This window comes from Sulfitobacter sp. 1A13421, assembly GCF_043557285.1.
Taxonomy (GTDB): Bacteria; Pseudomonadota; Alphaproteobacteria; order Rhodobacterales; family Rhodobacteraceae; genus Sulfitobacter; species Sulfitobacter faviae.
Genome location: NZ_JBIFFQ010000012.1, coordinates 1 through 24573, shown reverse-complemented (window position 1 = coordinate 24573; position 24573 = coordinate 1). Strand labels below are relative to the sequence as shown.

General features: G+C 62.4%; 26 protein-coding genes, 1 tRNA gene and 1 riboswitch. Of the genes, 16 read left to right on the top strand and 11 right to left on the bottom strand.

What is annotated here, in order from left to right; genetic code table 11:
• Positions 1-49: 49 nt before the first annotated feature.
• Positions 50-601 (top strand): CHAP domain-containing protein, encoded by a 552-nt coding sequence (locus ACGYLI_RS16365; protein ID WP_394412617.1) that lies wholly within the window; start codon positions 50-52, stop codon positions 599-601.
• 109 nt (positions 602-710) lie between these two features.
• Positions 711-2252 carry a murein biosynthesis integral membrane protein MurJ gene (murJ, locus tag ACGYLI_RS16360; RefSeq protein WP_394419919.1) on the top strand — a complete coding sequence of 514 codons (1542 nt, stop codon included), beginning with the start codon at positions 711-713 and terminating at the stop codon, positions 2250-2252.
• On the opposite strand, the gene ACGYLI_RS16355 is transcribed toward murJ, so the two are convergent.
• Positions 2249-2935: a rhomboid family intramembrane serine protease gene (locus tag ACGYLI_RS16355; RefSeq protein WP_394419918.1), complete on the bottom strand. Its 687-nt coding sequence runs from the start codon at positions 2933-2935 to the stop codon at positions 2249-2251. The genes murJ and ACGYLI_RS16355 overlap by 4 nt on opposite strands.
• A 75-nt stretch (positions 2936-3010) precedes the next feature.
• Between ACGYLI_RS16355 and trpS the strand changes: the two genes are divergently transcribed.
• From trpS to ACGYLI_RS16335, 4 genes are all read left to right on the top strand, one after another.
• On the top strand, positions 3011-4027 hold the full coding sequence (gene trpS / locus ACGYLI_RS16350) for a tryptophan--tRNA ligase (protein WP_209217007.1): 1017 nt from the start codon (positions 3011-3013) through the stop codon (positions 4025-4027).
• Positions 4028-4238: 211 nt separating this feature from the next.
• Complete coding sequence (locus tag ACGYLI_RS16345) at positions 4239-5345, top strand: class II histone deacetylase (protein ID WP_394419917.1); 1107 nt, start codon at positions 4239-4241, stop codon at positions 5343-5345.
• Positions 5346-5354: 9 nt separating this feature from the next.
• Positions 5355-5927, top strand: a complete 573-nt coding sequence (locus tag ACGYLI_RS16340; RefSeq protein ID WP_394419916.1) for a nitroreductase family protein — start codon at positions 5355-5357, stop codon at positions 5925-5927.
• Positions 5918-6652 carry an EI24 domain-containing protein gene (locus ACGYLI_RS16335; protein WP_394419915.1) on the top strand — a complete coding sequence of 245 codons (735 nt, stop codon included), beginning with the start codon at positions 5918-5920 and terminating at the stop codon, positions 6650-6652. Before ACGYLI_RS16340 ends, ACGYLI_RS16335 begins: the two co-directional genes overlap by 10 nt.
• Here ACGYLI_RS16335 and ACGYLI_RS16330 read toward each other — a convergent pair.
• Entirely contained in the window at positions 6585-6878 is a 294-nt protein-coding gene (locus tag ACGYLI_RS16330) for a DUF1467 family protein (RefSeq protein ID WP_067261517.1), read from the bottom strand. The genes ACGYLI_RS16335 and ACGYLI_RS16330 overlap by 68 nt on opposite strands.
• 2 nt (positions 6879-6880) lie before the next feature.
• On the bottom strand, positions 6881-7285 hold the full coding sequence (gene mce, locus ACGYLI_RS16325; protein WP_067261515.1) for a methylmalonyl-CoA epimerase: 405 nt from the start codon (positions 7283-7285) through the stop codon (positions 6881-6883).
• Positions 7286-7411: 126 nt separating this feature from the next.
• Between mce and ACGYLI_RS16320 the strand changes: the two genes are divergently transcribed.
• Positions 7412-8131 (top strand): response regulator, encoded by a 720-nt coding sequence (locus ACGYLI_RS16320; RefSeq protein ID WP_394419963.1) that lies wholly within the window; start codon positions 7412-7414, stop codon positions 8129-8131.
• 9 nt (positions 8132-8140) lie between these two features.
• Here the strand turns inward: ACGYLI_RS16320 and ACGYLI_RS16315 are convergent, their stop codons facing one another.
• Positions 8141-8863 carry a GNAT family N-acetyltransferase gene (locus ACGYLI_RS16315; RefSeq protein WP_394419914.1) on the bottom strand — a complete coding sequence of 241 codons (723 nt, stop codon included), beginning with the start codon at positions 8861-8863 and terminating at the stop codon, positions 8141-8143.
• 149 nt (positions 8864-9012) lie between these two features.
• Between ACGYLI_RS16315 and ACGYLI_RS16310 the strand changes: the two genes are divergently transcribed.
• From ACGYLI_RS16310 to ACGYLI_RS16295, 4 genes are all read left to right on the top strand, one after another.
• On the top strand, positions 9013-9183 hold the full coding sequence (locus ACGYLI_RS16310) for a hypothetical protein (RefSeq protein ID WP_394412637.1): 171 nt from the start codon (positions 9013-9015) through the stop codon (positions 9181-9183).
• Positions 9184-9241: 58 nt separating this feature from the next.
• Positions 9242-9718 (top strand): hemerythrin domain-containing protein, encoded by a 477-nt coding sequence (locus ACGYLI_RS16305; protein ID WP_394419913.1) that lies wholly within the window; start codon positions 9242-9244, stop codon positions 9716-9718.
• Between the two features lie 112 nt (positions 9719-9830).
• Positions 9831-10463, top strand: a complete 633-nt coding sequence (locus ACGYLI_RS16300; protein ID WP_067261508.1) for an MT-A70 family methyltransferase — start codon at positions 9831-9833, stop codon at positions 10461-10463.
• A complete protein-coding gene (locus ACGYLI_RS16295) occupies positions 10447-11178 on the top strand; it encodes a BglII/BstYI family type II restriction endonuclease (RefSeq protein WP_348540731.1) in 732 nt (243 codons plus the stop codon). The genes ACGYLI_RS16300 and ACGYLI_RS16295 overlap by 17 nt, the downstream gene beginning before the upstream one ends.
• Positions 11179-11207: 29 nt before the next feature.
• Here ACGYLI_RS16295 and aspS read toward each other — a convergent pair whose 3' ends face one another.
• The 6 genes from aspS to urtA all read right to left on the bottom strand — a co-directional run bounded on the left by aspS (position 11208) and on the right by urtA (position 19052).
• The gene (gene aspS / locus ACGYLI_RS16290) at positions 11208-12983 is read right to left on the bottom strand and encodes an aspartate--tRNA ligase (RefSeq protein WP_394419912.1); all 1776 of its coding nucleotides are present in this window, start codon (positions 12981-12983) and stop codon (positions 11208-11210) included.
• Between the two features lie 158 nt (positions 12984-13141).
• Positions 13142-13837, bottom strand: coding sequence for an urea ABC transporter ATP-binding subunit UrtE (urtE, locus tag ACGYLI_RS16285; protein WP_394419911.1), 696 nt, complete (start codon positions 13835-13837; stop codon positions 13142-13144).
• Positions 13824-14579, bottom strand: a complete 756-nt coding sequence (gene urtD, locus ACGYLI_RS16280; protein ID WP_394419910.1) for an urea ABC transporter ATP-binding protein UrtD — start codon at positions 14577-14579, stop codon at positions 13824-13826. Before urtD ends, urtE begins: the two co-directional genes overlap by 14 nt.
• Positions 14576-15757, bottom strand: coding sequence for an urea ABC transporter permease subunit UrtC (urtC, locus tag ACGYLI_RS16275; RefSeq protein ID WP_394419909.1), 1182 nt, complete (start codon positions 15755-15757; stop codon positions 14576-14578). The genes urtD and urtC overlap by 4 nt, the downstream gene beginning before the upstream one ends.
• Before the next feature lie 3 nt (positions 15758-15760).
• Entirely contained in the window at positions 15761-17689 is a 1929-nt protein-coding gene (urtB, locus tag ACGYLI_RS16270) for an urea ABC transporter permease subunit UrtB (protein ID WP_394419908.1), read from the bottom strand.
• 76 nt (positions 17690-17765) lie between these two features.
• Positions 17766-19052, bottom strand: coding sequence for an urea ABC transporter substrate-binding protein (gene urtA, locus ACGYLI_RS16265; protein ID WP_168613474.1), 1287 nt, complete (start codon positions 19050-19052; stop codon positions 17766-17768).
• A 356-nt stretch (positions 19053-19408) separates the two neighbouring features.
• On the opposite strand from urtA, the gene ACGYLI_RS16260 reads away from it, so the two are divergent.
• The 5 genes from ACGYLI_RS16260 (at position 19409) to ACGYLI_RS16240 (ending at position 24045) form a co-directional block, all read left to right on the top strand.
• Positions 19409-20488 (top strand): CobW family GTP-binding protein, encoded by a 1080-nt coding sequence (locus ACGYLI_RS16260; RefSeq protein WP_394419907.1) that lies wholly within the window; start codon positions 19409-19411, stop codon positions 20486-20488.
• A 25-nt stretch (positions 20489-20513) separates the two neighbouring features.
• Positions 20514-20729: riboswitch (cobalamin riboswitch) on the top strand.
• 120 nt (positions 20730-20849) lie between these two features.
• Positions 20850-21257 carry a DUF1636 family protein gene (locus tag ACGYLI_RS16255; RefSeq protein ID WP_394419906.1) on the top strand — a complete coding sequence of 136 codons (408 nt, stop codon included), beginning with the start codon at positions 20850-20852 and terminating at the stop codon, positions 21255-21257.
• Entirely contained in the window at positions 21254-22036 is a 783-nt protein-coding gene (locus ACGYLI_RS16250; protein ID WP_394419905.1) for an ABC transporter ATP-binding protein, read from the top strand. Before ACGYLI_RS16255 ends, ACGYLI_RS16250 begins: the two co-directional genes overlap by 4 nt.
• Before the next feature lie 14 nt (positions 22037-22050).
• The gene (locus tag ACGYLI_RS16245; protein WP_394419904.1) at positions 22051-22986 is read left to right on the top strand and encodes an ABC transporter substrate-binding protein; all 936 of its coding nucleotides are present in this window, start codon (positions 22051-22053) and stop codon (positions 22984-22986) included.
• Positions 22987-23040: 54 nt separating this feature from the next.
• Positions 23041-24045 (top strand): FecCD family ABC transporter permease, encoded by a 1005-nt coding sequence (locus tag ACGYLI_RS16240; protein WP_394419903.1) that lies wholly within the window; start codon positions 23041-23043, stop codon positions 24043-24045.
• Between the two features lie 214 nt (positions 24046-24259).
• On the opposite strand, the gene ACGYLI_RS16235 is transcribed toward ACGYLI_RS16240, so the two are convergent.
• Positions 24260-24336, bottom strand: a tRNA-Met gene (locus ACGYLI_RS16235).
• Positions 24337-24573: the final 237 nt, after the last annotated feature.

Sequence of the window (24573 nt, the reverse complement as noted above, 5' to 3'; positions counted from 1 at the left end):
AAATCCCTGCAACCCGCCGCTGAGGCGGGATTCCATGAATGAGGGACATATGAGCGTGACACGCGCCGCACTGCCGAACCGGGGCCTGATGGCCCTTTGCGCCACACTTCTTCTCACGGCAGCCTGCGCCAAAGCGCCTGACATCCCGCAGACCTATGATTTCGGCGGCATCGATCCCCAGCGGCATTTCATGGCCGTACAGACCGCCAAAGACATGCGCGCCAAGGGCCAGCGCGTTTGGTGCGTGCCCTTCGCCCGCAATGTCAGCGGTATCCAGATTCGCGGCAATGCGGAGACATGGTGGGGCAAGGCCAAAGGGCTTTACCCGCGCGGCGATGATCCCGTCGTCGGTGCCGTGATGGCCTTCAGCGCCACCCGCTCCATGCCGATGGGTCATATCGCTGTGGTTTCCGATATCGTCTCACCCCGCGAAATCCGGGTGGATCACGCTAATTGGAAGCGCAACGAAGTGTCGCTGAAAATGGCCGTGATTGACGTGTCCGACGACAACGACTGGTCCGCCGTCCGCTTGGAAAGCCAGCCGGGCGCCTTTGGCAGCACCTATCCGATCAATGGGTTCATCTACCCCACGGGGGGATAAGCGCCGCCTTGCCCCAGCGGGCGGCGGGGCATTTCCTGCCGTTTACCGCGATTGCACCGGGTGACCGCCCGCGCTAGGGATCACCGCAGCGCAAATTAAGGCTCCTCCGATGAAACCTATCCGTCTTATGTCCGGCTTTTTCACTGTCGGGGTCTGGACCCTGCTGAGCCGCGTGCTCGGCTTCCTGCGCGAAGTGCTGCTGCTGTCACTCATCGGCCCCGGCCCGGTCATGGACGCTTTCGTCGCCGCCTTCCGCCTGCCCAATATGTTCCGCCGCTTCTTTGCCGAGGGCGCGTTCAACGCGGCATTCGTGCCGATGTTCGCCAAAAAGCTGGAGGGCGAGGAAGGCGCCGAGACATTCGCCCGCGATGCCTTCAACGGCTTGGCGCTGGTGGTGCTGGCGCTGACCGCTTTGGGCATGATCTTCATGCCCGGTCTGGTCTGGCTAACCGCCGAAGGCTTCGTCGGAGATCCGCGCTTTGACATGACGGTCGCCTTTGGCCGCATCGCCTTTCCCTATATCCTCTGCATGTCACTGTCTGCGCTGTTTTCGGGCATCCTCAACGCCACTGGGCGCTTTGCCGTGGCCGCCGCAGCGCCGGTGCTGCTAAACATCTTCGTCATCGCCGCCATGACCTTCGCCGCGCTCACCGGGGGCGAAGTGGCGCTTTGGCTGATCTGGTCGATCCCCGTCGCCGGTGTGGCACAGCTGGCGCTGACATGGCGCGCCGCGGCCCAAGCGGGCTTCCCGCTGCGCCCCTCCCGCCCACGCTGGTCCCCCGACATGCGCGCGATGATCGTCATCGCCCTGCCCGCCGCGCTGGCCTCGGGCGTGATGCAGATTAACCTCGTGGTCGGGCAATTGGTGGCCAGCCAATATGACAAGGCCGTCTCATGGCTCTTCGCCGCCGACCGCCTCTATCAACTGCCCTTAGGCGTGGTGGGCATCGCCGTGGGCATCGTGCTGCTGCCCGACCTGTCGCGCCGCCTGCGGGCCGGAGACGACGCAGGCGCGCAAACCGCGCTCAGCCGCGCCGCCGAGATTTCGCTGGCCCTGACGATCCCCTCCTCGGTCGCGCTGATCGTGATCCCCTTCGCGCTGGTCACGGTGCTGTTCGAACGCGGCGCCTCGGGCGTCGACGACACCGCCGCGATTGCGACGGCAGTGATGGTCTACGGTCTCGGCCTGCCGTCCTTCGTGCTGCAAAAGATCCTGCAACCAGTCTATTTCGCGCGCGAAGACACCCGCCGCCCCTTCCATTTCGCTGTGATCGCCATGGTGGTGAACGCAGCGCTCGCCATCGGCCTTGCCCCCTTCATCGGCTGGATCGCCCCGGCGGTCGCCACGACGCTGGCGGGCTGGGCGATGTTTGCCTGCCTCGCCATCGGCGCACGGCGCTTTGGCGATGCGGTAAAGTTCGACGCGCGGTTCCACAAACGCATCTGGCGCATCCTCATCGCCTCCGCCGCCATGGGCGGCGCGCTCTGGCTGGGCAATGCTGCGCTGCAACCGATGCTTGGCCTGCCGTGGTGGCGCGGGCTCGCGCTGGTGCTGCTGCTTGTCATCGCGGCACTCAGCTACTTCGGCATCGGCCAGTTGATCGGCGCATTCCGCCTGTCCGAGTTCAAATCCGCGATGCGTCGCGGTTAACGCTGCTGCAACCGCGCCCTCAGTCGCGCCCATTCCCCGGGCGCGACCAGAAAGCTCAGCCCGAAACCACAGATGAACCCGGCGAGCTCCGCCACCCAGAGAAAGCCAGTCTCGAAAAACATACCCCAGAACAGCTGGAGCCCCATCAGCAGCGCGATCAGCGTAAAGGCTTGATACTGCGGCCCGCCCGAGCCCAGCAACCGCCGCCACATCACGAAACTATAGCCACCGATCAGCCCGTAAACATTGGGATAGGCCCCGGCGAGCCAGACCGGATCGTTCAACAGCGCCCCGTAAACCAGCGCCCCGCCGATCCCCGACAACACGAAGATCACCAGAAAGGCCAGTTGTCCCATCGCCTCGGCCACCATCTTGCCCAAGGCCAAAAGCAGCACCACGGCAAAGATCGCATGGGTAAAGCCCAGATGGATGAAGGGGTAAGTCACCACCCGCCAGATATGTTCGATCGGGTACTGGCCTGCCCCGATCATCGCGTCAAAGATCAGCCCCGAAAAGCCAAAGTCGCGCACCAGCGCCAGTCGCCAGCCTACGGCAGCGGGGCCGCCCACCAGCCCGGCCTCGGCCAGAGAGAGCACCACCTCGACCCCGGCGATGGCCAGAAACAGAATGACAACCGCGGGCGGCAGCGGGTTCACGGGGGGCTGGAGGTCTGGGTCTTGCATGGGCGCTCCTTGACGGGGTTCGCGGCCAGAAGTAAGCCTGCCGCGCAAGACTTTCCAGCCCAGAGGTGCCTCCAGATGTCCGAGACCCAATTCACCCCGCGCGTGTTTTCCGGCATTCAGCCCTCGGGCGACCTGCATCTGGGCAACTACCTCGGCGCGTTGAAACGGTTCGCCGATGCGCAGGAAAAGGGCGTGCAATCGATCTACTGCATGGTGGACCTGCATGCGATCACGGTCTGGCAAGACCCGGCGGACCTGAAGAAAAGCACCCGCGAGCTCTGCGCCGGTTTCATCGCCTCGGGCATCGACCCTGAAAAATCCATCCTGATCAACCAAAGCCAAGTGCCTGAGCACGCGCAACTGGCTTGGGTCTTCAACTGCGTCGCGCGCATGGGCTGGATGGGCCGCATGACCCAGTGGAAGGACAAGGCCGGCAAAAACGCCGAAGCCGCCTCGCTGGGGCTTTTCGCCTACCCCGCGCTGATGGCCGCCGACATCCTGATCTACCACGCCACCCATGTGCCGGTGGGCGAGGACCAGAAACAGCACCTTGAGCTGACCCGCGACATCGCCGCGAAGTTCAACCACGACTACGGCGTCGATTTCTTCCCGCTCACCGAACCGGTGATCGAAGGCGCGGCCACCCGCGTCATGTCCCTGCGCGACGGGTCCAAGAAGATGTCAAAGTCCGACCCCTCGCCCGCGAGCCGCATCAACCTGACCGACGATGCCGACACAATCGCCAAGAAGTTCCGCAAGGCGAAAACCGACCCCGACGCCCTCCCGTCCGAGGCCGAGGGCCTGAAGGACCGCCCCGAGGCGCGCAACCTCGTGAACATCTACGCCGCCCTCAGCGACCAATCCGTCGATCAGGTGCTGGCGGAAGTCGGCGGCCAGCAATTCGGCACCTTCAAGCCTGCGCTGGCGGAGCTGGCCGTCTCCAGAATGGGCCCGATCACCGCCGAAATGCAGCGCCTGATGGCCGACCCGGCCGAGATCGACCGCATCCTCGCCCGCGGCGCGGAACAAGCGCGCGAGATCACCGCCCCGATCCTCAAACGCACCTATGAGATCGTCGGCATGGTTGGCTAGCCCCCAAAAACCCTAGCGCCCCCCCAAAGGCGCTAGGGCACCTCAAGCCCCCCGCTTTCCACCCAAAGCGCCCCCTTCCCCCCCTTCATCCTTTCTCAAATACCAAATCCCGCACCCACCTCACGCGCCACCGCCCGCGTGAGCCCCCCGCGCCATGGACAATCCCGCCGCCCTACGCCACCTTCCCCGCAAGGATGAAGGGGAGCACAAGATGACCACAGGTTTTTTCTGGGACGAACGCTGCTTTTGGCACGCGGGGGGCAACTACGTCTTTACCATGCCGGTGGGCGGGCTGGTGCAGCCCCTCGCCGCCGGGGGCCTGCCGGAAAACCCCGAGACCAAGCGCCGGATGAAGAACCTGATGGAGGTGACCGGGCTCTTCGCCGAACTCGACACCCACAGCGCTGCCCCCGCCAGCCGGGAGGCCTTGGCGCGGGTGCATCCCGAAACCTATCTTGATGACTTCAAACGCCTCTCGGATGCGGGGGGTGGTGAGCTGGGCCATGCGGTGCCCTTCGCCCGTGGCGGCTATGAACTGGCCGCGCTCTCTGCCGGGCTGTCCATCGCCGCCGTCGATGCCGTGGCGCGGGGCGAGCTTCAGAACGCCTATGCCCTCAGCCGCCCGCCGGGGCATCACTGCCTGCCGGACCTGCCCAACGGTTTCTGCCTTCTCGCCAATATCGCCATCGCCATCGAAGCCGCGCAGGCCAAGGGGCTGGCAAAGCGCGTCGTCGTGCTGGATTGGGACGTGCACCACGGCAATGGGACCGAGGCGATCTATTATGACCGCGATGACGTGCTGACCATCTCGCTCCACCAAGAGGGGAATTACCCCATCGACACGGGCGGCCTGACGGAGCGCGGGCGCGGGGCGGGCGAAGGCTATAACATTAACCTGCCGATGCACGCAGGCTCGGGCCATACCGCCTACCTCCATGCGATGGACCGCGTGGTGATCCCGGCGATCGAGGCTTTCGCCCCCGACATGATCATCGTCGCCTGCGGCTATGACGCGGCGATCATCGACCCGCTGGCGCGGATGCAGGCCACCGCCGAAACCTTTGCCGAGATGACCAAACGCATTCGCAGCACCGCCGAGCGGCTTTGCGATGGCAAGCTGGTGCTGGTGCATGAGGGCGGCTATTCCGAGGCCTATGTCCCCTTCTGCGGCCATGCCACGATCGCCGCACTGAGCGGCAGCGCAATCGACGCGCCGGACCCGATGGCGCGGTCGCTGAATGCGCGCCAACCCTCGCCCGCCTTTGATGCCTTCCTCCGCCAGTCGATTGACGATATGGCGCAGCAACTGGACCTGTAAGAGACCCCGATGCCCGTAGCTGATCCTTCCGCCCTCGCCTTTTTGCAAAACCGCCGCTCGCGCCCGGCCAAGACGCTGGGCCTGCCGGTGCCCGATGCCGAAGCCCTGCGCCCGCTTCTGACCGCCGCCGCGCGCACGCCGGATCATGGCAAGTTGGAGCCTTGGCGTTTCGTGGTCATCGACCGTGCCGCGATGGCGCGTTTGGCAGGTGTGGTAGAGACACGCGGCGCGGCGCTTGGCCTTGGGGCCGAGGACATCGCCAAAGGGCGCGGCCAGTTCGATCAGGGCAACCTTGCCGTGGCGGTGATCGAGGTGCAAAAACCCTCTTCCAAGATTCCGCCGCTGGAGCAGACCTATTCCGCCGGGGCGGTTTGCCTCGCGCTTCTGAATGCCGCCCTCGCCGCAGGCTGGGGCGCCAATTGGCTGAGCGGTTGGCCCGCCCATGACCGGGGCTTTATGGAAGAGGGTTTGGCCCTCGCCCCGCATGAGCGCATCGCGGGCATCATTCACATCGGCACCGAAACCACCGCTCCGCCGGAACGTCCGCGCCCAGACATCGACGGGATTACCACATGGCTGTAAGCGCGATCCTCAGGTCATTCACCCGCGCGCTTGGCCAATTGGGCGATGCGCGCTTTCGCAAGGTGGTGCTCTTGGGCGTGGGCCTGTCGCTGGCGCTGCTGATCGCGGCCACGGCGGGCTTTGCCTATCTGGTGGACTGGGTCACCCCCGAAGACGCTTGGTTGCCCGTGCTGGGAGAGGTCAACTGGCTCGACGATCTGCTGAGTTGGAGCGCGCTGATCCTGCTGATGGTCCTCTCGGTCTTCCTGATGGTGCCCGTGGCCTCGGCGATCACCTCGATGTTTCTGGATGAAGTGGCCGGTGCGGTGGAAGAGGTGCACTATCCCCATCTGCCCCCCGCGAACCAAGTCGGCATGGGCGACGCCATCCGCGATATGGTCAATTTCATGGGCGTGCTGGTGGGGGCGAACCTGCTGGCGCTGGTGCTTTACCTGCTCTTCGCCCCGGCGGCGCTGTTCATCTTCTGGGGGCTGAACGGGTTTCTGCTGGGGCGGGAGTATTTCACCCTCGCCGCGCTGCGCCGCCACGGGCGGGACGAGACCAAGCGCCTGCGTCGCCGCCATGCGGGCACGATCTGGATGGCCGGGGTGCTGATGGCGGTGCCGCTTTCGGTGCCGCTGCTGAACCTGCTGATCCCGATCCTAGGCGCGGCGACCTTTACCCACCTGTACCATGCGTTGGTGCCGCATTCGGATGCAGCCAGCCTTCGATATCCGCCACGCTGATCCAGCCCGACAGAATGATCGTCGCGCTGATCGCCCAGATGATCGCGGCGACCAGCGTGGTCCACAGCGCCTTGCGGCCCAGATGATGCTGCTCGGGCGCGCCCGCGTGGGTGCCCGGCACCACCTCGCCCGCGTCGCCTTGGGTTTGCACCCGGATCGGCAGGGCGATCAGGAATGTCATCGACCAGATGACGGCAAAGAGGACGAGCCCCGAAACGATACCCATGATCAGACCTCCTCAAGCTCGACGAGCGCGCCGTTGAAATCCTTGGGGTGCAGGAACAATACCGGCTTGCCATGGGCGCCGATCTTCGGCTCGCCCGAGCCCAAGACCCGCGCGCCGGTGGATTTCAGGTGGTCCCGCGCGGCGAGGATGTCCTCGACCTCATAGCAAATGTGGTGGATGCCGCCTGCGGGGTTCTTTTCCAGAAAGCCGTTGATCGGGCTGTCTTCGCCCAAGGGATGCAGCAATTCGATCTTGGTGTTCGGCAGTTCGATGAAGATCACGGTCACCCCGTGGTCCGGTTCGGCCTGCGGCGCACCAACCTTGGCCCCAAGCGCGTGGCGATACTGATCCGCCGCAGCTTCAAGATCCGGCACCGCGATGGCCACATGGTTAAGACGTCCGATCATCCTGAATGCTCCTCGTGATTTGCCGGCTTTATGCCCGCCGCCCCGGTAAACAACAATGCGTCACGTTAACGCGTCATTAGCCAACGCGGCGTAACGATGGCGCAGCATTTGTTGTTGGAGGCGATGATGGACGATACCGACCCCTTTGAAAGACCGACCCTCACCCCCACGGCGGAGCGGCCATTGCTGGGCCTTACCGTTCTGGTGGTCGAAGACAGCCGTTTCGCCTGTGAGGCGATGCGCCTGCTCTGCCTGCGCTCGGGCGCGCGGATCAGACGGGCGGATTGCCTGCGTTCGGCCCGGCGGCATTTGCAGGTCTACCGCCCCAGCGTGGCGCTGGTCGACCTTGGCCTGCCCGATGGCAGCGGGTTGGACCTGATTGCCGAACTCATGCAAAGCACACCGCGGGTCGAGGCGATCATCGCCATCTCTGGCGACAGCCATATGGAGCCTGACGCCCGCGCGGCGGGGGTGGATGGGTTCCTGTCCAAGCCGATCACCTCGCTGTCCTCCTTTCAGCAAGCCATCCTCGCCGCACTGTCCGACGACCGCCGCCCCCGGGGGCCGCGTATCCTGCCAGATGAGGATGTCACCCCCGACCGGATCGGTTTCCAAGATGACATTGCCTATATCGCTGACGTGCTGGGGGACGCGCCCGACAATCAAACGCTGGATTACGTCGCGCAATTCCTGTGCGGGGTGGCCCGTTCGGCCAATGACCAGCGTTTGGAAGAGGCCGCCCGCGCCTTGGCCCATAAACGCGCCCTCGGCCAACCCGCGGGGCCAGAGACCGCAGCCATCACTGGCATGATCCAACACCGCCTTGCTGAAAAACTGGCGATCTAGCCTGACGGGTTAAAGGGTCGGATCCCCGGCCACCCGGACAAGGCGGGTCAGATCGCCAAGCCGCTCTTTCTGCTGCCCCTGCCCGTCGACATTGCCGGGGGCAAGCCAAACCTCGAACGCCTCTTTCAGCGCGGGCCATTCCGCGTCGATCGCGGCGAACCAAGCCGTGTCGCGGTTGCGCCCCTTGACGATGGTCGCCTGCCGAAAGACGCCCTCATAACTCAGCCCCAGACGCTGCGCCGCGCGGCGCGACGGACGGTTGAGCGCGTCGCACTTCCACTCGAATCTGCGATAGCCCGCCTCGAAGGCCCATTGCATCATCAGGAATATCGCCTCGGTCGCCGCCGGGGTGCGCTGAAGCGCGGGGCTGAAGTTGATATGGCCCACTTCGATGCTGCCCGCCTCGGGCTTGATCCGCAGGAAGCTCGCCACGCCCAGCCATTGGTCCCGCGCGCGGTCTTTCACCGCCATGAAATAGGGATCGGCCTTTCCCGCATTGTCGCGCACCCAACGGTGGTACTGCGCCGCCGACGAGAATGGCCCGTAGGGCAGATAATCCCAAACGTGATCCTCCCCCAGATAGGCGGGATAGAGCAGCGCCGCGTGTTTCTCGGCCGACAGCGGTTCCAACACTACATGACGGCCGGTGAGCACGTCACCCCCCGGGCGCGGCGGCTTGGACCAATTCTCAACAAGGGGCCCAACGGGGCGCGGGTCAGATTTACTGTTCATGGAAAAGTTATGCACCGGCGTTCTCGAGCCGCCAAGCTGAATAAACTTGAAATAATCGCATCAGACCCCAGTCTTGGCCTCCAAGCTACACATTGATGCCACAATCAGCCTTCAGCATCGTCGCAACCGCAAAGGCCCGGGAGGGTGAGATGAGCCAGCACGCCAAAGACAGCGCGACAGCCGCAAAGCCGGTCGACTGGATCGTTGTGGGCGCGAATGCGCTTGGGCTGGTCGTCGTCGCCTTGGCGGCTTTTCACGCGCAAACCGGCGGGCTGTTTCAAGAGGTTGCCAGCCAAACGGCGCAGGGCACGGTCTTCTAAGGCGGGAACCTGCCGGTGACTGCGGCGTTAGCCACAGGTAACACCAAAGGATTTTCCCATGCCCTCCATCTATGACGCGATCAAAGAAGATCATGATGAACACCGCGCCCTGTTGAACACCATTGCCGACACCGAAGGCGACAGCGCCGAGCGCCGCAAAGCTTGGGATCGCTTTTACCATGACGTGAAATCCCACGCCGCCGCCGAGGAAGAGACCTTTTATTCCACGCTGATGTCCGAAACATGGGGCCAAGATCACGCCCGCCATTCGGTGCATGAGCACCAGCAGCTTGACGACATCATGGAGGAACTGCGCGAAACCGATATGTCCTCGTCGGCTTGGCTGACTCGTTTCAAGCAGCTCAAGCACGATTACGAGCATCACATGGATGAGGAAGAAGACGAGCTTTTCACCCGCGCGAAAAAGGCTATCGGCGAGGAACAGAACGAGGCCTTCGGCGACAAGTTCCTGAAGCGTAAGGAAAAGGAAGCCAAACTCATCGAGGAAAAGCGCGAAGACAGCCTTGAGGATTGACCCAAGCCGCTCTTCCCTGCTAGATGTGTTCCCTTAACGTTCTTGTGGATATCCAGCCCCGCCGGGCAGGTTGCGGTTGCAAGAAAGCCCGAGGGAACGCAATATATTGGATATGAGCGATAATCCATCACAAGACCTACGCGACTTTCTGGGCAAAGACCGGTTTGGATGCGTCATGGCAGACCCGCCGTGGCGCTTTACCAACCGCACCGGAAAGGTCGCGCCCGAGCATAAGCGCTTGGCCCGTTATCCCACGATGACGGTTGAGGATATCTGCGCCCTGCCCGTGGCCGATCACCTCGAAGACCGCGCGCATTGCTACATGTGGGTGCCAAATGCGCTGCTGCCCGAAGGGTTGCAGGTGCTCAAAGCTTGGGGGTTTGAGTATAAATCCAACATCATTTGGCACAAAATCCGCAAGGATGGCGGCAGTGATGGGCGCGGCGTGGGTTTTTACTTCCGCAATGTGACCGAGATTTTGCTGTTCGGGGTGCGTGGCAAGAACGTGCGCACGCTCGACGCCGGGCGGCGGCAGGTGAACATGCTGCAAACCCGCAAGCGCGAACATTCGCGCAAGCCGGATGAGCAATATGACCTGATCGAAAGCTGCTCTTGGGGCCCCTACCTCGAACTCTTCGGGCGTGGCGTGCGCGAGGGTTGGACCGTTTGGGGCAATCAGGCCGAGGCGGATTACAAGCCCGATTGGAAGACCTACAGCTACAATTCCAGTGTCGCGGCTGAGTAATCTGGCGCGGCGCATCGACGACGCGGTTTTCGACGACGAAAGGCTTGTCGAAGACCTGCTGCCCGTCGATCTGCGCGACCGCTATTCCGTCACCAGCTACCGCAGCGCCGCCGCCGTGCTGCAACAACGCGCGCCCGAGGAATTGGCCGCGATCATCCGGGTGCTGCGCCAATTCACCATCAGCCGCAATGAAATCCGCGCGCCGGGTGGCAACCGGATGTCGGCCACCACCCGTTTCGCGCAATATGCGGCAGCCGAGAATTTCCACGAAGAGGTGCGGATCAAGGCCGACCTGCTGGTGCAACTCACCGCAGGCAAAGGCGACAGCGCGCCCGAGGTTGACCGCATCATCCGCGAAGACTTCATCCACAATCATATGGTCGATTTCTGGCGTGGCCGGGTGGCGTTCGACTATGAGTGGAACAGCAAGGACCAGACCTACGACCGCGACCTATACGCCTTTCGCAGCTTCTTTGAAGCGGGGGTGATCGACGTGGGAGTCATCGTGACGCGCGAACTGTCGAACGACTTTTTCAAATCGCTCGGCAATTGCTTGGACAAGTTCGGCAATGAGACCGACAAGACCGTCAGCGCGAAATTCGGGGCCAGCACCACCGGCACCCACAAGCTGATCAGCCGCATCGCCGCCGGGCGCAGCGGCGGCTGCCCGGTTCTGGTGCTGGGCATCCTACCGGGCAATATCACCCCCGGTTAAGCCGGGGGCGACGTTTCATTCAGACAGGATCACTCCTGCGGGATGACCCGCAGACCCAGTTCCATCAGCTGATCGCTGGTGGGCTCGGAAGGCGCGTTCATCATCAGGTCTTCGGCGCGCTGGTTCATCGGGAAGAGGATGACTTCGCGGATGTTCTGCTCTTCGGCCAGCAGCATGACGATACGGTCGATGCCCGCAGCACAGCCACCGTGGGGCGGCGCGCCGTATTGGAAGGCGTTGACCATGCCACCAAAGCGCTTGCGCACCTCGTCTTCGCCGTAGCCCGCGATCTCAAAGGCTTTGAACATGATCTCCGGCTTGTGGTTCCGGATCGCGCCCGAGACCAGTTCGTAGCCGTTGCAGGCGAGGTCATATTGGTAGCCCAGCACCTTGAGCGGATCGCCCTCCAGCGCTTCCATCCCGCCTTGGGGCATGGAGAAGGGGTTGTGCTCGAAGTCGATCTTGCCGGTCTCTTCGTCGCGCTCGTAGATCGGGAAATCCACGATCCATGCAAAGGCGAAACGCTCCTTGTCGGTGAGGTTCAACTCCTCGCCGATGACGTTACGCGCTCGGCCTGCGACGGCCTCGAAGCTCTTCGGTTTGCCGCCGAGGAAGAAGGCCGCGTCGCCGACGCCCAGACCCAACTGCTGGCGGATCGCTTCGGTCCGCTCAGGCCCGATGTTCTTGGCCAGCGGGCCTGCCGCCTCCATTCCGTTGCCCTGATCGCGCCAGAAGATATAGCCCATGCCGGGCAGACCTTCCTTCTGCGCAAAGGCGTTCATACGGTCGCAGAACTTGCGGCTGCCGCCTGTGGGCGCGGGGATGGCGCGGATTTCGGTGCCTTCCTGCTCAAGCAGTTTGGCAAAGATCGCGAAGCCGGAATCGCGGAAGTGCTCGCTCACCACCTGCATCTTGATCGGGTTGCGCAGGTCGGGCTTGTCGGAGCCATACCACAGCGCGGCGTCCTTGTAGGAAATCTGCTCCCAAGTCTCGTCGACCTTCTTGCCGCCGCCGAACTCTTCGAAGATGCCTGCGATCACCGGCTGGATCGTGTCGAAGACGTCCTGCTGCGTGACGAAGGACATCTCCATGTCGAGCTGGTAGAAATCGGTGGGCGAACGGTCGGCGCGCGGGTCTTCGTCGCGGAAGCAGGGCGCGATCTGGAAGTATTTGTCAAAGCCCGAAACCATGAGCAGCTGTTTGAACTGCTGCGGCGCCTGCGGCAGGGCGTAGAACTTGCCCGGATGCAGACGCGACGGCACGAGGAAGTCGCGCGCGCCTTCGGGGGAGGAAGCAGTGATGATCGGCGTCTGGAATTCGCGGAATTTCTGATCCCACATGCGTTTGCGGATCGAGGCCACGACGTCAGAGCGCAGCGCCATGTTCTTTTGCATCTTCTCACGGCGCAGGTCGAGGTAGCGATAGCGCAGACGTGTCTCCTCGGGGTATTCCTGATCGCCGAAGACCTGAAGCGGCAGTTCCGCGGCAGAACCCAAGATTTCGATGTCGCGCGCGTAGACTTCGATCTCACCCGTGGGCAGCTTGGGGTTCACAAGGCTCTCGTCGCGCGCCTTCACGGTGCCGTCGATGCGCACACACCACTCCGCGCGGACCTTCTCCATCTCGGCGAAGGCCGGGCTGTCGGGGTCGCAGATCACCTGCGTGATGCCGTAATGGTCGCGCAGGTCCAAAAACAGCACGCCGCCGTGATCGCGCACCCGGTGCACCCAGCCGGACAGGCGCACATTGTCACCCTTGTTCTCAAGGCTCAGATCGGCACAGGTATGGCTGCGATAGGCGTGCATGATGGTCCCTTCCTAGGGCTATTTCAGGTTTCGCGCAGGTACACCGTTTGACGGTCGGGAAGTCAAGACTTTGCTGCCACGCGCCCCCACAATAATAGGAGGTTTCCGCGCCTAAACCCCCATCCGGAGTCCTGCGCGATCCCGTTTTGAAGGGTCAGCTAGAGCGCAAGCGCATCCAAAAGCTGCTCTCTTTTCGCTTCTGCCTTTGGGATCGATTGGGTAATCTGCCCGCGCTGCATGACATGGAAATGATCCGCGTTGTTATAGGCAAAATCAAAGTTCTGCTCGACCAGCACGATGGCCAACTCCCCCCGATCGCGCAGAAGCCGGATCGTGCGGCCAATCATCTGGATGATATTGGGCTGAATCCCCTCGGTGGGTTCATCCAACAGGAGCACGCTGGGCCGCGCGATGAGTGCGCGGGCAATGGAAAGCTGCTGTTGTTGCCCGCCCGAAAGGTCGCCCCCGCGCCGGGTCTTCATCTCAGCGAGGACGGGGAAGAGATCGAAAATGTCGTCTGGGATCCTGCGCTCGGACTTGGGCAGGCAGGCAAAGCCCGTCTCAAGGTTCTCTTGCACGGTCATCAGTGGAAAAATCTCACGCCCCTGCGGCACATATCCGACGCCCGCCTTGGCCGAGAGCGCCGCACGACCCGGTTGCAATTCCACGCCATTAAGCCTGATCGCCCCGTCTGAGAAAGGATGCCGCCCGGCGATGGCTTTCAGCAGGCTCGTCTTGCCGACCCCATTCGTGCCGGTCACGCAAGTCACCTGCCCCACGGGCGCATTCAAGGTGATGTCATGGAGGATCCGGGATTGCCCGTATTTCAGGCTCAGGTTCTCAATCTCCAGCATCGGCGCGCCCCAAGTATACGTCAATTACAGTCTGATTGTTGGTCACATGGTCCAGTGACCCTTCGGCCAGCACCGATCCTTCATGCAGCACGGTCACCTTGCAGTTCAGCCGCCGCACGAACTCCATATCATGTTCCACCACGATAACAGCGCGGGTCTCGGCCGCCTTTTTCAGGATGTCGGTGGTGTGCTCGCGCTCATGCGCGGTCATGCCCGCAGCGGGCTCATCCACCAGCAGCAGGCGCGGCGATTGCGCAAGCAGCATCCCGATCTCCAGCCATTGTTTTTGCCCGTGGCTCAACTCTCCGGCAGGGCGGGAGAGATGGGCGGTCAGGTTGATCTCATCGGCGATCTGTTCAAGCCGCGCCGCCCCCTCTGCACTCTTGCGATAGAACAGGACCGAGAAGGTGCCCCGCGGGTTCTTGAGTGCCATGGCAAGGTTTTCGCGCACGCTTTGCGCCTCGAAAACCGTGGGCTTTTGAAACTTCCGCCCGATCCCCAGCATGGCGATCTGGCTTTCCGACAGGCCGATGAGCGAGCGGCTGTCTTCGCCGAAACGAATATGGCCCTCATCCGGCTTCGTCTTGCCGGTGATGATATCCATGAAGGTGGTTTTGCCCGCCCCATTGGGGCCGATAACGGCCCGCAACTCCGGCTCCCCGATCTGGAGGCTGAGGTTCTTGATCGCCTGAAACCCGTCAAAGGATTTCGAAATTCCGGACATTTCCAAAAGAGAAGTCATGACTTGCGCACCAGTTTGTCAAAGAGGCCGCCGATGCCCTTGGGCGCAAACAGCGTGATAAGTACAAAGCTCAGGCCAAGCAGCACCAGCCACCAGTCGACCCAATGGATCGTATAGACCCCCAGATCGATGCTGGGCGCGCCGCCCCCCGTGAACCAACTGGACAGGAGCGAGACCACCGCCGCCCCGATGACCGCCCCGTAAAGCCGCCCTCGCCCGCCAATGGCGACCCAGACCGCCAGATAGATCGAGGCGATGGGCGCGATCTCAGCCGGGTTGATGATGCCCGCCTGCGGGTAATAGAGCGCGCCCGCGATGCCTGCGACGATGGCAGTGATGGTAAAGACGAATAGCTTATAACTCTCCACATGATAGCCGAGGAAACGAACGCGCGATTCATCGTCGCGGATGGCTTGGATGATATTGCCCAGCTTGCTGTCGGTGATCCAAGCGAAGAACAGGTAGCCCAATGCGAGGGCCAAGGCGGAGGCGAGGAAGAAGACGATTGAGACCACGTCTTGCCCGCTGTCGGCGAAACCGGGGATGTTTTGCAGCCCCGACAGGCCATTGTTGCCCCGCAGCCCGCTGTCGTTCTGGAAGAGGTAAAGCGCCAGCGCCAGTGTCATCGCTTGGGTTAGGATCGACAAATAGACCCCATTGACGCGGCTGCGGAAGGCAAGCCAGCCAAAGACCAGCGCCAGCGCGCCGGGGATCAGCACGACGAAGGCCAATTGAATCCACAGGCTGTCCGCAAAGGCCCAGATCAGCGGGAATTCGGATGAGCCGACAACCCCGAAAATCTGGTTTCCGATGGCGTCCGATATCTCCTGCGGCGTGGGCGGGATGGTCTGACCGGCAAGACTGTCGGCCACGATGATCTCGGTGCGCGCATACATGAGCCACATCCCGATGGCGTAACCCCCGATCCCGAAAAAGGCGAAATGCCCAAGGCTGAGGATGCCGCAATACCCCCAGACCACATCCATCGCGATGGCCACAAGGCACAGGCAAAGGGTCTTGCCCAGCGTCTTGACGAAAGAGGTCGAGACAAGCCCGGTGCCGACCGCTTCGGACATCACCGTGACAAGGGCCGTGAACAGGCCCAGCGCGGCGAGGAAGTAGAGAACCGAAGGATTGCGCCCGATGAAGGAACTGCGTTGGCTGTGCGTCTGGGTCATGGCTCAATCCGCCGCTGCCCGGCCTTTGGGGGCGACAATGCCCTTGGGCCGGAATTGAATGAACAGGATGATGAAAAGGATCATATAGGTCTGGGCCGCCAGCGTATTGGAGGGGTTCAACCACTCGATCCCCTTTTGCAGGAAGCCGATCAGCCCCGCGCCCGCCAGCGTGCCGAAGACCGATCCGACACCGCCCACCACGACGGTCATGAAGCTTTGCACGATGTAATTCGTGCCCATCTCGGAGGTGACCTGCGCATAAAGCCCGATGCCGACGCCCGCGACCCCGGCGATGCCGGAGCCCAGCCCGAAGGTCATCATGTTGATGCGATCCGGGTTGATCCCCATTGAGGCCGCCATGCCGGGGTTCTGCGTCACCGCGCGCACCTCCAAGCCAAGGCGCGTACGCTTGAGAATATACAGCAGCAAGAACAGAAAGATCAGCGCCAGCACGAAAATGGCGATGCGGATGAAACTGATCTGAACCACATCCGAAATCACCAGCGCCCCGCGCAGCCATTCGGGCGATGTCAGCGGGCGGGCCTGCGTGCCAAAGATGTTCTTGGCGATCTGCTGCAGGGCGATCGAGATGCCGAAGGTCGCCAAAAGAGTCTCAAGCGGGCGATGGTAGAGATGGCGGATCACCAGCCGCTCCATCGCGACGCCCGCGCCAAAGGTGACAGCAAAGGCCAGCGGCAGCGCGATCAGAAGCGACACCGTGTAATCGGGAACGATGAGCTGCACCACATAGCCCGTATAGGCCCCCATCATGATAAACTCGCCATGGGCCATGTTGATGACCCCCATCTGCCCAAAGGTGATCGCGAGCCCAATCGCGGCGAGGAAATAGATCGAGGCCAGCGAAAGACCGTCGAGTGTCAAATCCAACGTCTGCGCCCAGCCAACCCGCGTTTCGACCGCGTCGAGCGTGGCGCGGGCCGCGTCGGTGATCGCGGCGTCCTCCTCTTCGTAGCGCTCATAAAAGACCGCGTTCTGCAAAGCGGTGTCGATATCATCCTGCGTCACCAGAGGCGGCACGCGGCCTGCCTCGGCAAGCGCGCGATAGGCATCCACACGCCGCGCCGGGTCATCCAATTGCGCCAGAGGGACGCCGCCCACCCGGCCATCGACGATATTGGCCTCCAGCGCCGCGCGTATCTCGCCTTCTGGCACGATCGCGGGGGCGAGCCCTGCCTCCACCAGCGTCTCATAGCTTGCCGAGGGTGCTGCCGTAGGATCAAGAATGCGGGCGATGTTCCCCTCGGGCTGCTGTTCGGCCACGCCGGTCTTGACCGAGAGGATCTGGCTCAGCACCGCCCGCGCTTCGAGTGAGGTATCGGAGGACAGGCTTTCAATCGCGCGAATGCGCTCATCAGTCGCCTGCCCAAAGCGCGCGGTCAGGAAATTGGCCAATTGCTCCTTGCGAGCGCGCAGGGCGGGATCATCCTCTCCATCAAGTGAGGCCAGGAGCGGGCCAAGCTGGCTGGCATCGCTGCGGCGCGCGATGCTTTCAAGCGCGGCGCGGCGGCGCGCAGGATCGGGATCGGACAGTTGAAACTGCACCAAGGCCGTGCCGATGACCCGCCGCACGCCGCCATTGGGGCGCAATTGGCTGAACCCATCCGAGGGCGCAGTGGCCTCTTCGCCCGTATCTATGTCGCGCAGCGCGAGCGTATCATCCGCCTCGGCCCCAAAGTAGAACAGGCCCGAGGTATCGTCTTGCCAAACGTTCCGCTCGGCCCATTGCTCCAGAAAGGCTGGCACCTGCGGCAGGCCCGAGACCACCAGATCGTCCAATAGGACACCGACCGATTTACGCGAGGGTTTGACCACCTCTGCTTCGTGGGTCTGCAAAAGGGACTGGAGGTCCTGAGCAGATGCAAAACCGACAGAGGCCAGCAAGCACATCAGGCTGAGCAGCATTCGAACCATGAGGTATGGGGCTTTCGAAGAGGGAGTGGTCAAAACGGATGCCGGGCACGGCTGAGGACGCGCCCGGCTCTTGGGTTCAGTAGTTTGAAGTCAACTGAACGCAGGTCTCGGTCTCTTTGTTGTACATGCCGCATTCGAGGTCTTTCCAGTCGGAGACCAGAACCGCCGATTCAGGCAGGAAATCCGTCCATGCATCGCCCGGCACTTCTTCGGTCTGGCTGATGATGTCGAATTGGCCGTCTTCGGTGATTTCACCGATCAACACAGGCTTGGCGAGGTGGTGATTGGGCAGCATGACAGCCGTCCCGCCGGTGAGGTTGGGGAACTCCTGCCCATACATCGCCGCACGCACAGCATCCACATCCGTGGTGCCCGCTTCGGTGACCGCGTTCACCCACATGTTGAAACCGATGTAATGCGCCTCCATCGGGTCATTGGTCACCCGGTCTTCGCCCATCGCCTCTTTCCACGCGGCGACCCATTCGTCATTCTGCTCGGATTCAGCCGATTGGAAGTAGTTCCACGCCGCGAGGTGCCCCACGAGGTCAGCGGTATCGAGGCCCGAAAGCTCTTCCTCCCCGACCGAGAAGGCGACGACCGGAATGTCATCGGCTGAGATGCCCGCCGCGGCCAGTTCTTTGTAAAAGCCGATATTCGCATCGCCATTGATGGTTGAGATCACGCCCACCTGCGAGCCATCCGCGCCCAGTTCGACTACATCCGACACGATCGTGGACCAGTCGGAATGGCCGAAAGGCGTATAGTTGACGAAGATGTTCTCTTCGGGAATGCCCTTATCCAGCAGGTATTGCTCAAGAATGTTGTTGGTGGTTCTGGGATAGACATAGTCAGTCCCCAGCAGCGCAAATTTCTCGACGCCCAGTTCCTCAAGGAAATAATCGGTGGCCGGAATCGCCTGCTGGTTCGGGGCCGCACCGGTGTAGAACACATTGCGCGAGCTTTCCTCGCCCTCATATTGGACGGGGTAGAACATCAGGCCGTTCAGCTCTTCCAGAACGGGCAGCGCGGATTTGCGCGAGACCGAGGTCCAAGAGCCAAAGATGACATCCACCTCCGAGACGGTGAGAAGCTCACGCGCCTTTTCGGCGAACAGCGGCCAGTCGGAAGCCGGGTCAACGACGACCGCTTCGATCTCACATCCCAGCAAGCCGCCCGCGGCGTTCTGCTGCGCAATCAAAAGCTCCATCGTGTCTTTCAACGTCGTCTCGGAAATGGCCATCGTCCCCGAGAGGGAGTGCAGCACGCCAACCTTGATCGGATCGTCGCAGGCCGCAGCGGCGGCTGATCCTGCGAGCAGAAGGGCAGCGGTCGCCGTGACTGTGCGTTTGGTGGAAAATTTCATGACGGTATCCCCGTTTGGTGTGCGGAGGAGCAAAGACGCGATGATGCCTCTTCCACACAGCGTTTATTGTTATCGCGCGCGGATGCCCCCCTTGGCGGACAACTCCCTTGGCGCCGCCCCATAGCGAGGCCCCTGCAGCCTCAATTTCAGGGCGCGTTGCAACAAGCCCTAACCCAAGGTCGCTTTCTGCGGCGCAGCAATAACGCCCTTCGATTGGGCGGTTTGAGGTGGACCTGCCAAAATTTGGGCGCTGAGCGCATGGATTTTGGCAAGCTCGGGGCATCGGCCTACGGGTTGCACCACATATTGTGATGTTATAACGTTACTCAGATTATCCATAGCAGAGCCCACAAACCATGCCCGCCACCGACAAACGCATTCCCGTTACTCTGCTGACCGGCTTCCTCGGCGCGGGGAAAACCACGCTGCTCAATCACATCGTCTCAAGCGAAGAGGCCCCCAAAATCGCGGTCGTCGTGAATGAATTCGGTGAGGCCGGGCTTGACCACGACCTGATCGAAACCGCCGACGAAGAGGTCATTCTCATGCAATCGGGCTGTCTGTGCTGCTCGATCAGGGGGGATCTGTCGCGGACGCTGCAAGACCTCAAGCGCCGCAGGCAGACGTGGCGCGTGCAATTCGACCGCGTTGTGATCGAGACGACGGGGCTGGCCGATCCCGGCCCCATTCTTCAAACCTTCTTGGCCGACCCCTATCTGGCCCGCAAATTCCGCGTGGACGGGGTGGTGACAGTCGTCGATGCCGCGAATGGGCCGGACACGCTGGATCAGCAGTTCGAAGCCGTCTCGCAGGTGGCGATGGCCGACCTGCTGGTGCTCAGCAAATCCGACTTGGTGACCCAGCAAGCGCTCGCCGCCTTTGAAAGCAGGCTGCGCGACCTTAATCAAACGGCGCGCGTCATCAAGGCCGAACGCGGGCTTATCCCGATTGCATCGCTCTGGGGGCTCAGCGGTATGCGGCGGGCGGTTGATGCGGGCAACGTTATGGAATGGCTCACGCCCGTCCCAGTGGCGGATCCGCTCGACAACCTCTCAGGCTTCGCCGCGCCCTCGGCATCCGCGCCCGTAATGCAAACCCACCAGCATGATGCACGGATCGGGTCGGCCTCTATCGTTCTAGACGCACCGATCCCGGCCGAGGCTTTCGACCTTTGGCTCGACACGCTGGCCAGGCTGCGCGGGTCCGATCTTTTGCGGGTCAAAGGCATCGTGCATCTGGAAGACGTCCCCACCCCCTTTGTCTTTCACGGGGTCCAGCATCTTTTCGACCCGCCCGTCCCCCTGCGCGACTGGCCAAAGGACGACCAGCAGTCCCGCATCGTCGTCATCGCCCGCGACATGACCAACCCCGAACTGAACCGCAGCCTCGATATGCTGCGCGCCCGGCGCGATGGGCCTGGGCTAGAGGCGGGATAGCAGCTTGACCCGGCATGGCTCTTCGGCCACAGATCATGGCGATGGTTTCCAGCCGCCGCAGCGGCGTCTGGGATGAAAAGGGAATACGGTAAGGCAAGCAGCGCGCGCCGAAACCGTAACTGCCCCCGCAACTGTGAGCGGTGAGTGACCCCGGCAAAAACCACTGAGCTTTAGGCTTGGGAAGGTTCGGGCGAACGTCGATCCGCGAGTCAGGAGACCTGCCATCACCGGCACCGAGAGGGGCCGTAACTGCAACTCAACCCAGACGGGGTGTCTGGTTAGGAGAACATGATGGCGACAGGGAAACTCCCCTGCTGTAGAACATGGCTGCTCGATCCCCCGCGCGTTCGCGGAGGGCGACATGGATACGCATCAGAACCACAGGATTACGGTTTGCACCTCATGCAAACACAAAGGCACGGATTGCCGCCCGGGCTTTGACCTGATCCAGAGGCTGAGCGCCGCAATCGCGGCAGCCGGCGCGGCGATCCCCGAGGATTTCGAGGTCGCGGGCGTGGCCTGTATGGCGGGCTGCGACCGCCCCTGCACGGTGGCCTATCATGCCAGCGCAAAGGCGACCTACCTCTTTGGTGATATCGACCCTGACGAAGACATCGATGACCTTGTGGCCTTCGCCCGGCACTATGCCACATTGAATGACGGCTGGTGCTCTTCGCTGGACCGCCCCGGCAAACTGCGCAAATCCACCCTTGCGCGGGTGCCCGCGGCGATGATCGAGCTGAAACCCAGCCACCTGCGCGTCTCATGAGGGCTGCCGATCTTGCAGTAAAGGATGTAAGCTGGGCGCCGGGAAAATCGGGCCAGCCGGTTCTGCACCCTACGTCCTTTACCGTCGCAGCGGGCGGCGTTCTGGGCGTGCTGGGGCCGAATGGCGCGGGCAAATCCACCCTCTTGCGCCTGCTCTACCGTTTTCAACCGCCCCAAACGGGGTCAATCCATGTGGGCGGGCAGGATATTTGGTCCCTCTCCGCCCGTGCCGCCGCGCGGCGCATCGCCGCCGTCTTGCAAGAACAGACGCCGTCTTTTGGGCTGACGGTCTTGGAGATCGTCCGCCTTGGCCGCACGCCTCATCGCGCGGCGTTTTCGTCATCAAGCCGGAAAGATGAGCAGATCATCGACCGCGTCTTGGACCGGCTCAGCCTGCACCCCCTCGCCCACCGCGATGTCGGCACGCTTTCGGGCGGGGAAAGGCAGCGCGTCATGGTCGCCCGCGCCTTGGCGCAGGAGCCGCAGGTCTTGGTCCTGGATGAGCCGACCAACCACCTCGATATACGCCACCAGCTTGAAATCGTGTCCCTGATCCGCGGTTTGAACATGACCATCGTCGTCTCGCTTCATGATCTCAATATGGCCGATGGCATCTGTGACGAGGTGCTGGTGCTGAAAGAAGGCTATCCGCAGGGCTTCGGCCCGCCAAATACGGTTCTGACCGATGATCTCGTCTCAAAAACATTTCGCGTCGACGCGCAGCGCGAGCGGCTCACCCCCAGCGGCGCGGCGCATTTCTCTTTTGCCCTTCCAGATTGAAACGGAAAACTCTTATGAAACTTACTCTCACCACCCTCGCCGCCCTGATGATCGCCGGATCGGCCTTTGCCCAGACCACCGTTCAAAGCTGCGACCGCGAAGTCACCTTTGAACACCCGCCTCAAGCTGCGGTCGCCAATGACGTGAACCTGCTTGAGATGATGCTGGTGCTCGGCCTCGCAGACCGCATGGTGGGCTATACCGGCATCTCGGGCTGGAACAAACTGGACCAAGAGATGACCGCAGGTGTCGCGGCGCTGCCGGAACTGTCGTCGAAATACCCCTCGCGTGAGGTGCTGATCGGGGCGGATGCCGACTTCTTCTTTGCCGGTTGGAACTACGGTATGAAGGTCGGCGGCGAGGTGACGCCGGAAACGCTCGACCCCTTCGGCATTCAAGTCTACGAACTCACCGAAAGCTGCATCCATATCGGTCAAAAAGCCCCATCCTCGATGGAGGATATGTACAACGATCTGCGCAATCTTGGCACGATCTTCGACGTCTCGGATCGCGCGGAAAGCTTGATCGAAGGCTACCAAGCCGAGCTCGACGCATTCCTCACGGCGCTGCCCCCGCTTGAGACCGCCCCCCGGGTCTTTGTCTATGACAGCGGCGAAGATGTGCCTTTCACCGCCGGGGCCTATGCCATGCCGAACGCCTTAATCGAGGCCGCGGGCGGCACGAACATCATGAACGACCTTGAGAAAAGCTGGGCCACCGTCGGTTGGGAGGCCGTGGTCGCGCGTGATCCCGAAGTCATCGTGATCGTCAATTACGGCGAAGTCACCGCCGATCAAAAGCGCGCCTTCATGATGGAGAACCCCGCCTTCGCCGACATCGACGCCGTGCGCAACGACCGTTTCGTCGTGCTGGAATATGTCGAGGCCACGCCCGGTCCGCGCAACATTGAAGCGGTCAAAACCCTCGCCACCGCGTTTCGGGGGCAGTGAGCATTCATGACGTTTAAACCGCGATCGATAGCGCCTCGGAAACCCACGCGGGGGGTGTGGATCACTTGCCTGTTCGGCATCGCGATCCTGCTGGCATCGCTGTCGATTGCGGTGAGCGTGGGGGCCGTCGTGGTCCCCGTCGAAACCGTCTGGGGCATCTTGGTCAACAAGGCCGCCCCCGGCGCCATTGCCGTGGACTGGTCCGGCGGGCGGGAGGCCATCGTCTGGAACATCCGCCTGCCGAGGGCCATCCTCGCCTGTCTCGTCGGGGCGGGATTGGCGATCGTCGGCGCAAGCCTTCAGGCCGTCACCCGCAATCCGCTAGCAGACCCGCATCTGCTGGGCATTTCGGCAGGCGGCGCATTCGGCGCCATTCTGGCCCTACTGCACACGGGGCTGTTCCTCGGAGGGCTCACCGTCCCCCTGCTCGCCTTCCTCGGCTCGCTCGGGGCGATACTGATCGTTCTTGCCGTCACGCAATTCGCGGCCGCCACCAGCGCCGACCGGCTGGTCTTGGCGGGCGTCGCCGTGTCCTTCATCGTCATGTCCGCCGCCAATGTGCTGATTTTCCTCGGCGATCCACGGGCCACACATACGGTCGTGTTCTGGATGCTCGGCGGCCTCGGCTTGGCGGGATGGGACCAACTCATCTACCCTGCCCTTATCCTGCTGGGCTGCGGCGCCTATCTCTGGCTCAGGTCAGGCCACCTGAACGCCATGACCGTCGGCGATGAAACCGCCACCACCCTCGGCATCCCCGTCGCGCGTTTCCGGCTCACGATCTTCGTCATCGGCGCCCTCATCACGGGGGTCATGGTGGCTTTCTCAGGGGTGATCGGCTTCGTCGGTCTGATGATCCCCCACATCGTGCGCCTCATGGTCGGCGGCGACTACCGCCGCCTGCTCCCTATCTCAGCCCTATGCGGCGCCGTGTTCCTCTTGTGGGCGGACATCGTGGCCAGAACCATCATGGCGCCTGACGATATGCCCATCGGCATCGTTACGGGGCTTATCGGCGGCGTGTTTTTCGTCTGGTTGCTGCGGCGCCAGATACGGTGAGGCGCATAACAATGAGAGACGCTGCAACCGGGCGCTGAACTGCTGACCCGCCCCTTTGCTAAACTCTCTTCCCTTCTACCGACGCAAATAGTCTTCTTCGCAAAGCTGGCGGAACACGAATTTGAACAGCGGTAGAGCAAGGGGACATCCCCCCAAATGCAGAAAGACCCGCCGGCGAGGGCGGGTCTTTCTGAAAGCGATACTTCGCTAATATTGGTTGCGGGAGTAGGATTTGAACCTACGACCTTCAGGTTATGAGCCTGACGAGCTACCGGGCTGCTCCATCCCGCGCCAATGCCCTCCGTTTAGACTTATAGTGCGGGAGCTGCAAGCGCATTCGAACAGAAAAAGGTAATTTTTCTTGAGATTTTTTCCGGCACGCTTAACGTTCGCGCCGCCAAAGTTCGCTGGCCGCCGGAAAGCCCCCCCCAAACGCAAAACCGCCGCAGCATTGAGCTGCGGCGGTTTTGTTATTCTGATCATCGTAGAGAGATACTGTAGTCTAGGAACTTATTAGGTTTGGCGATG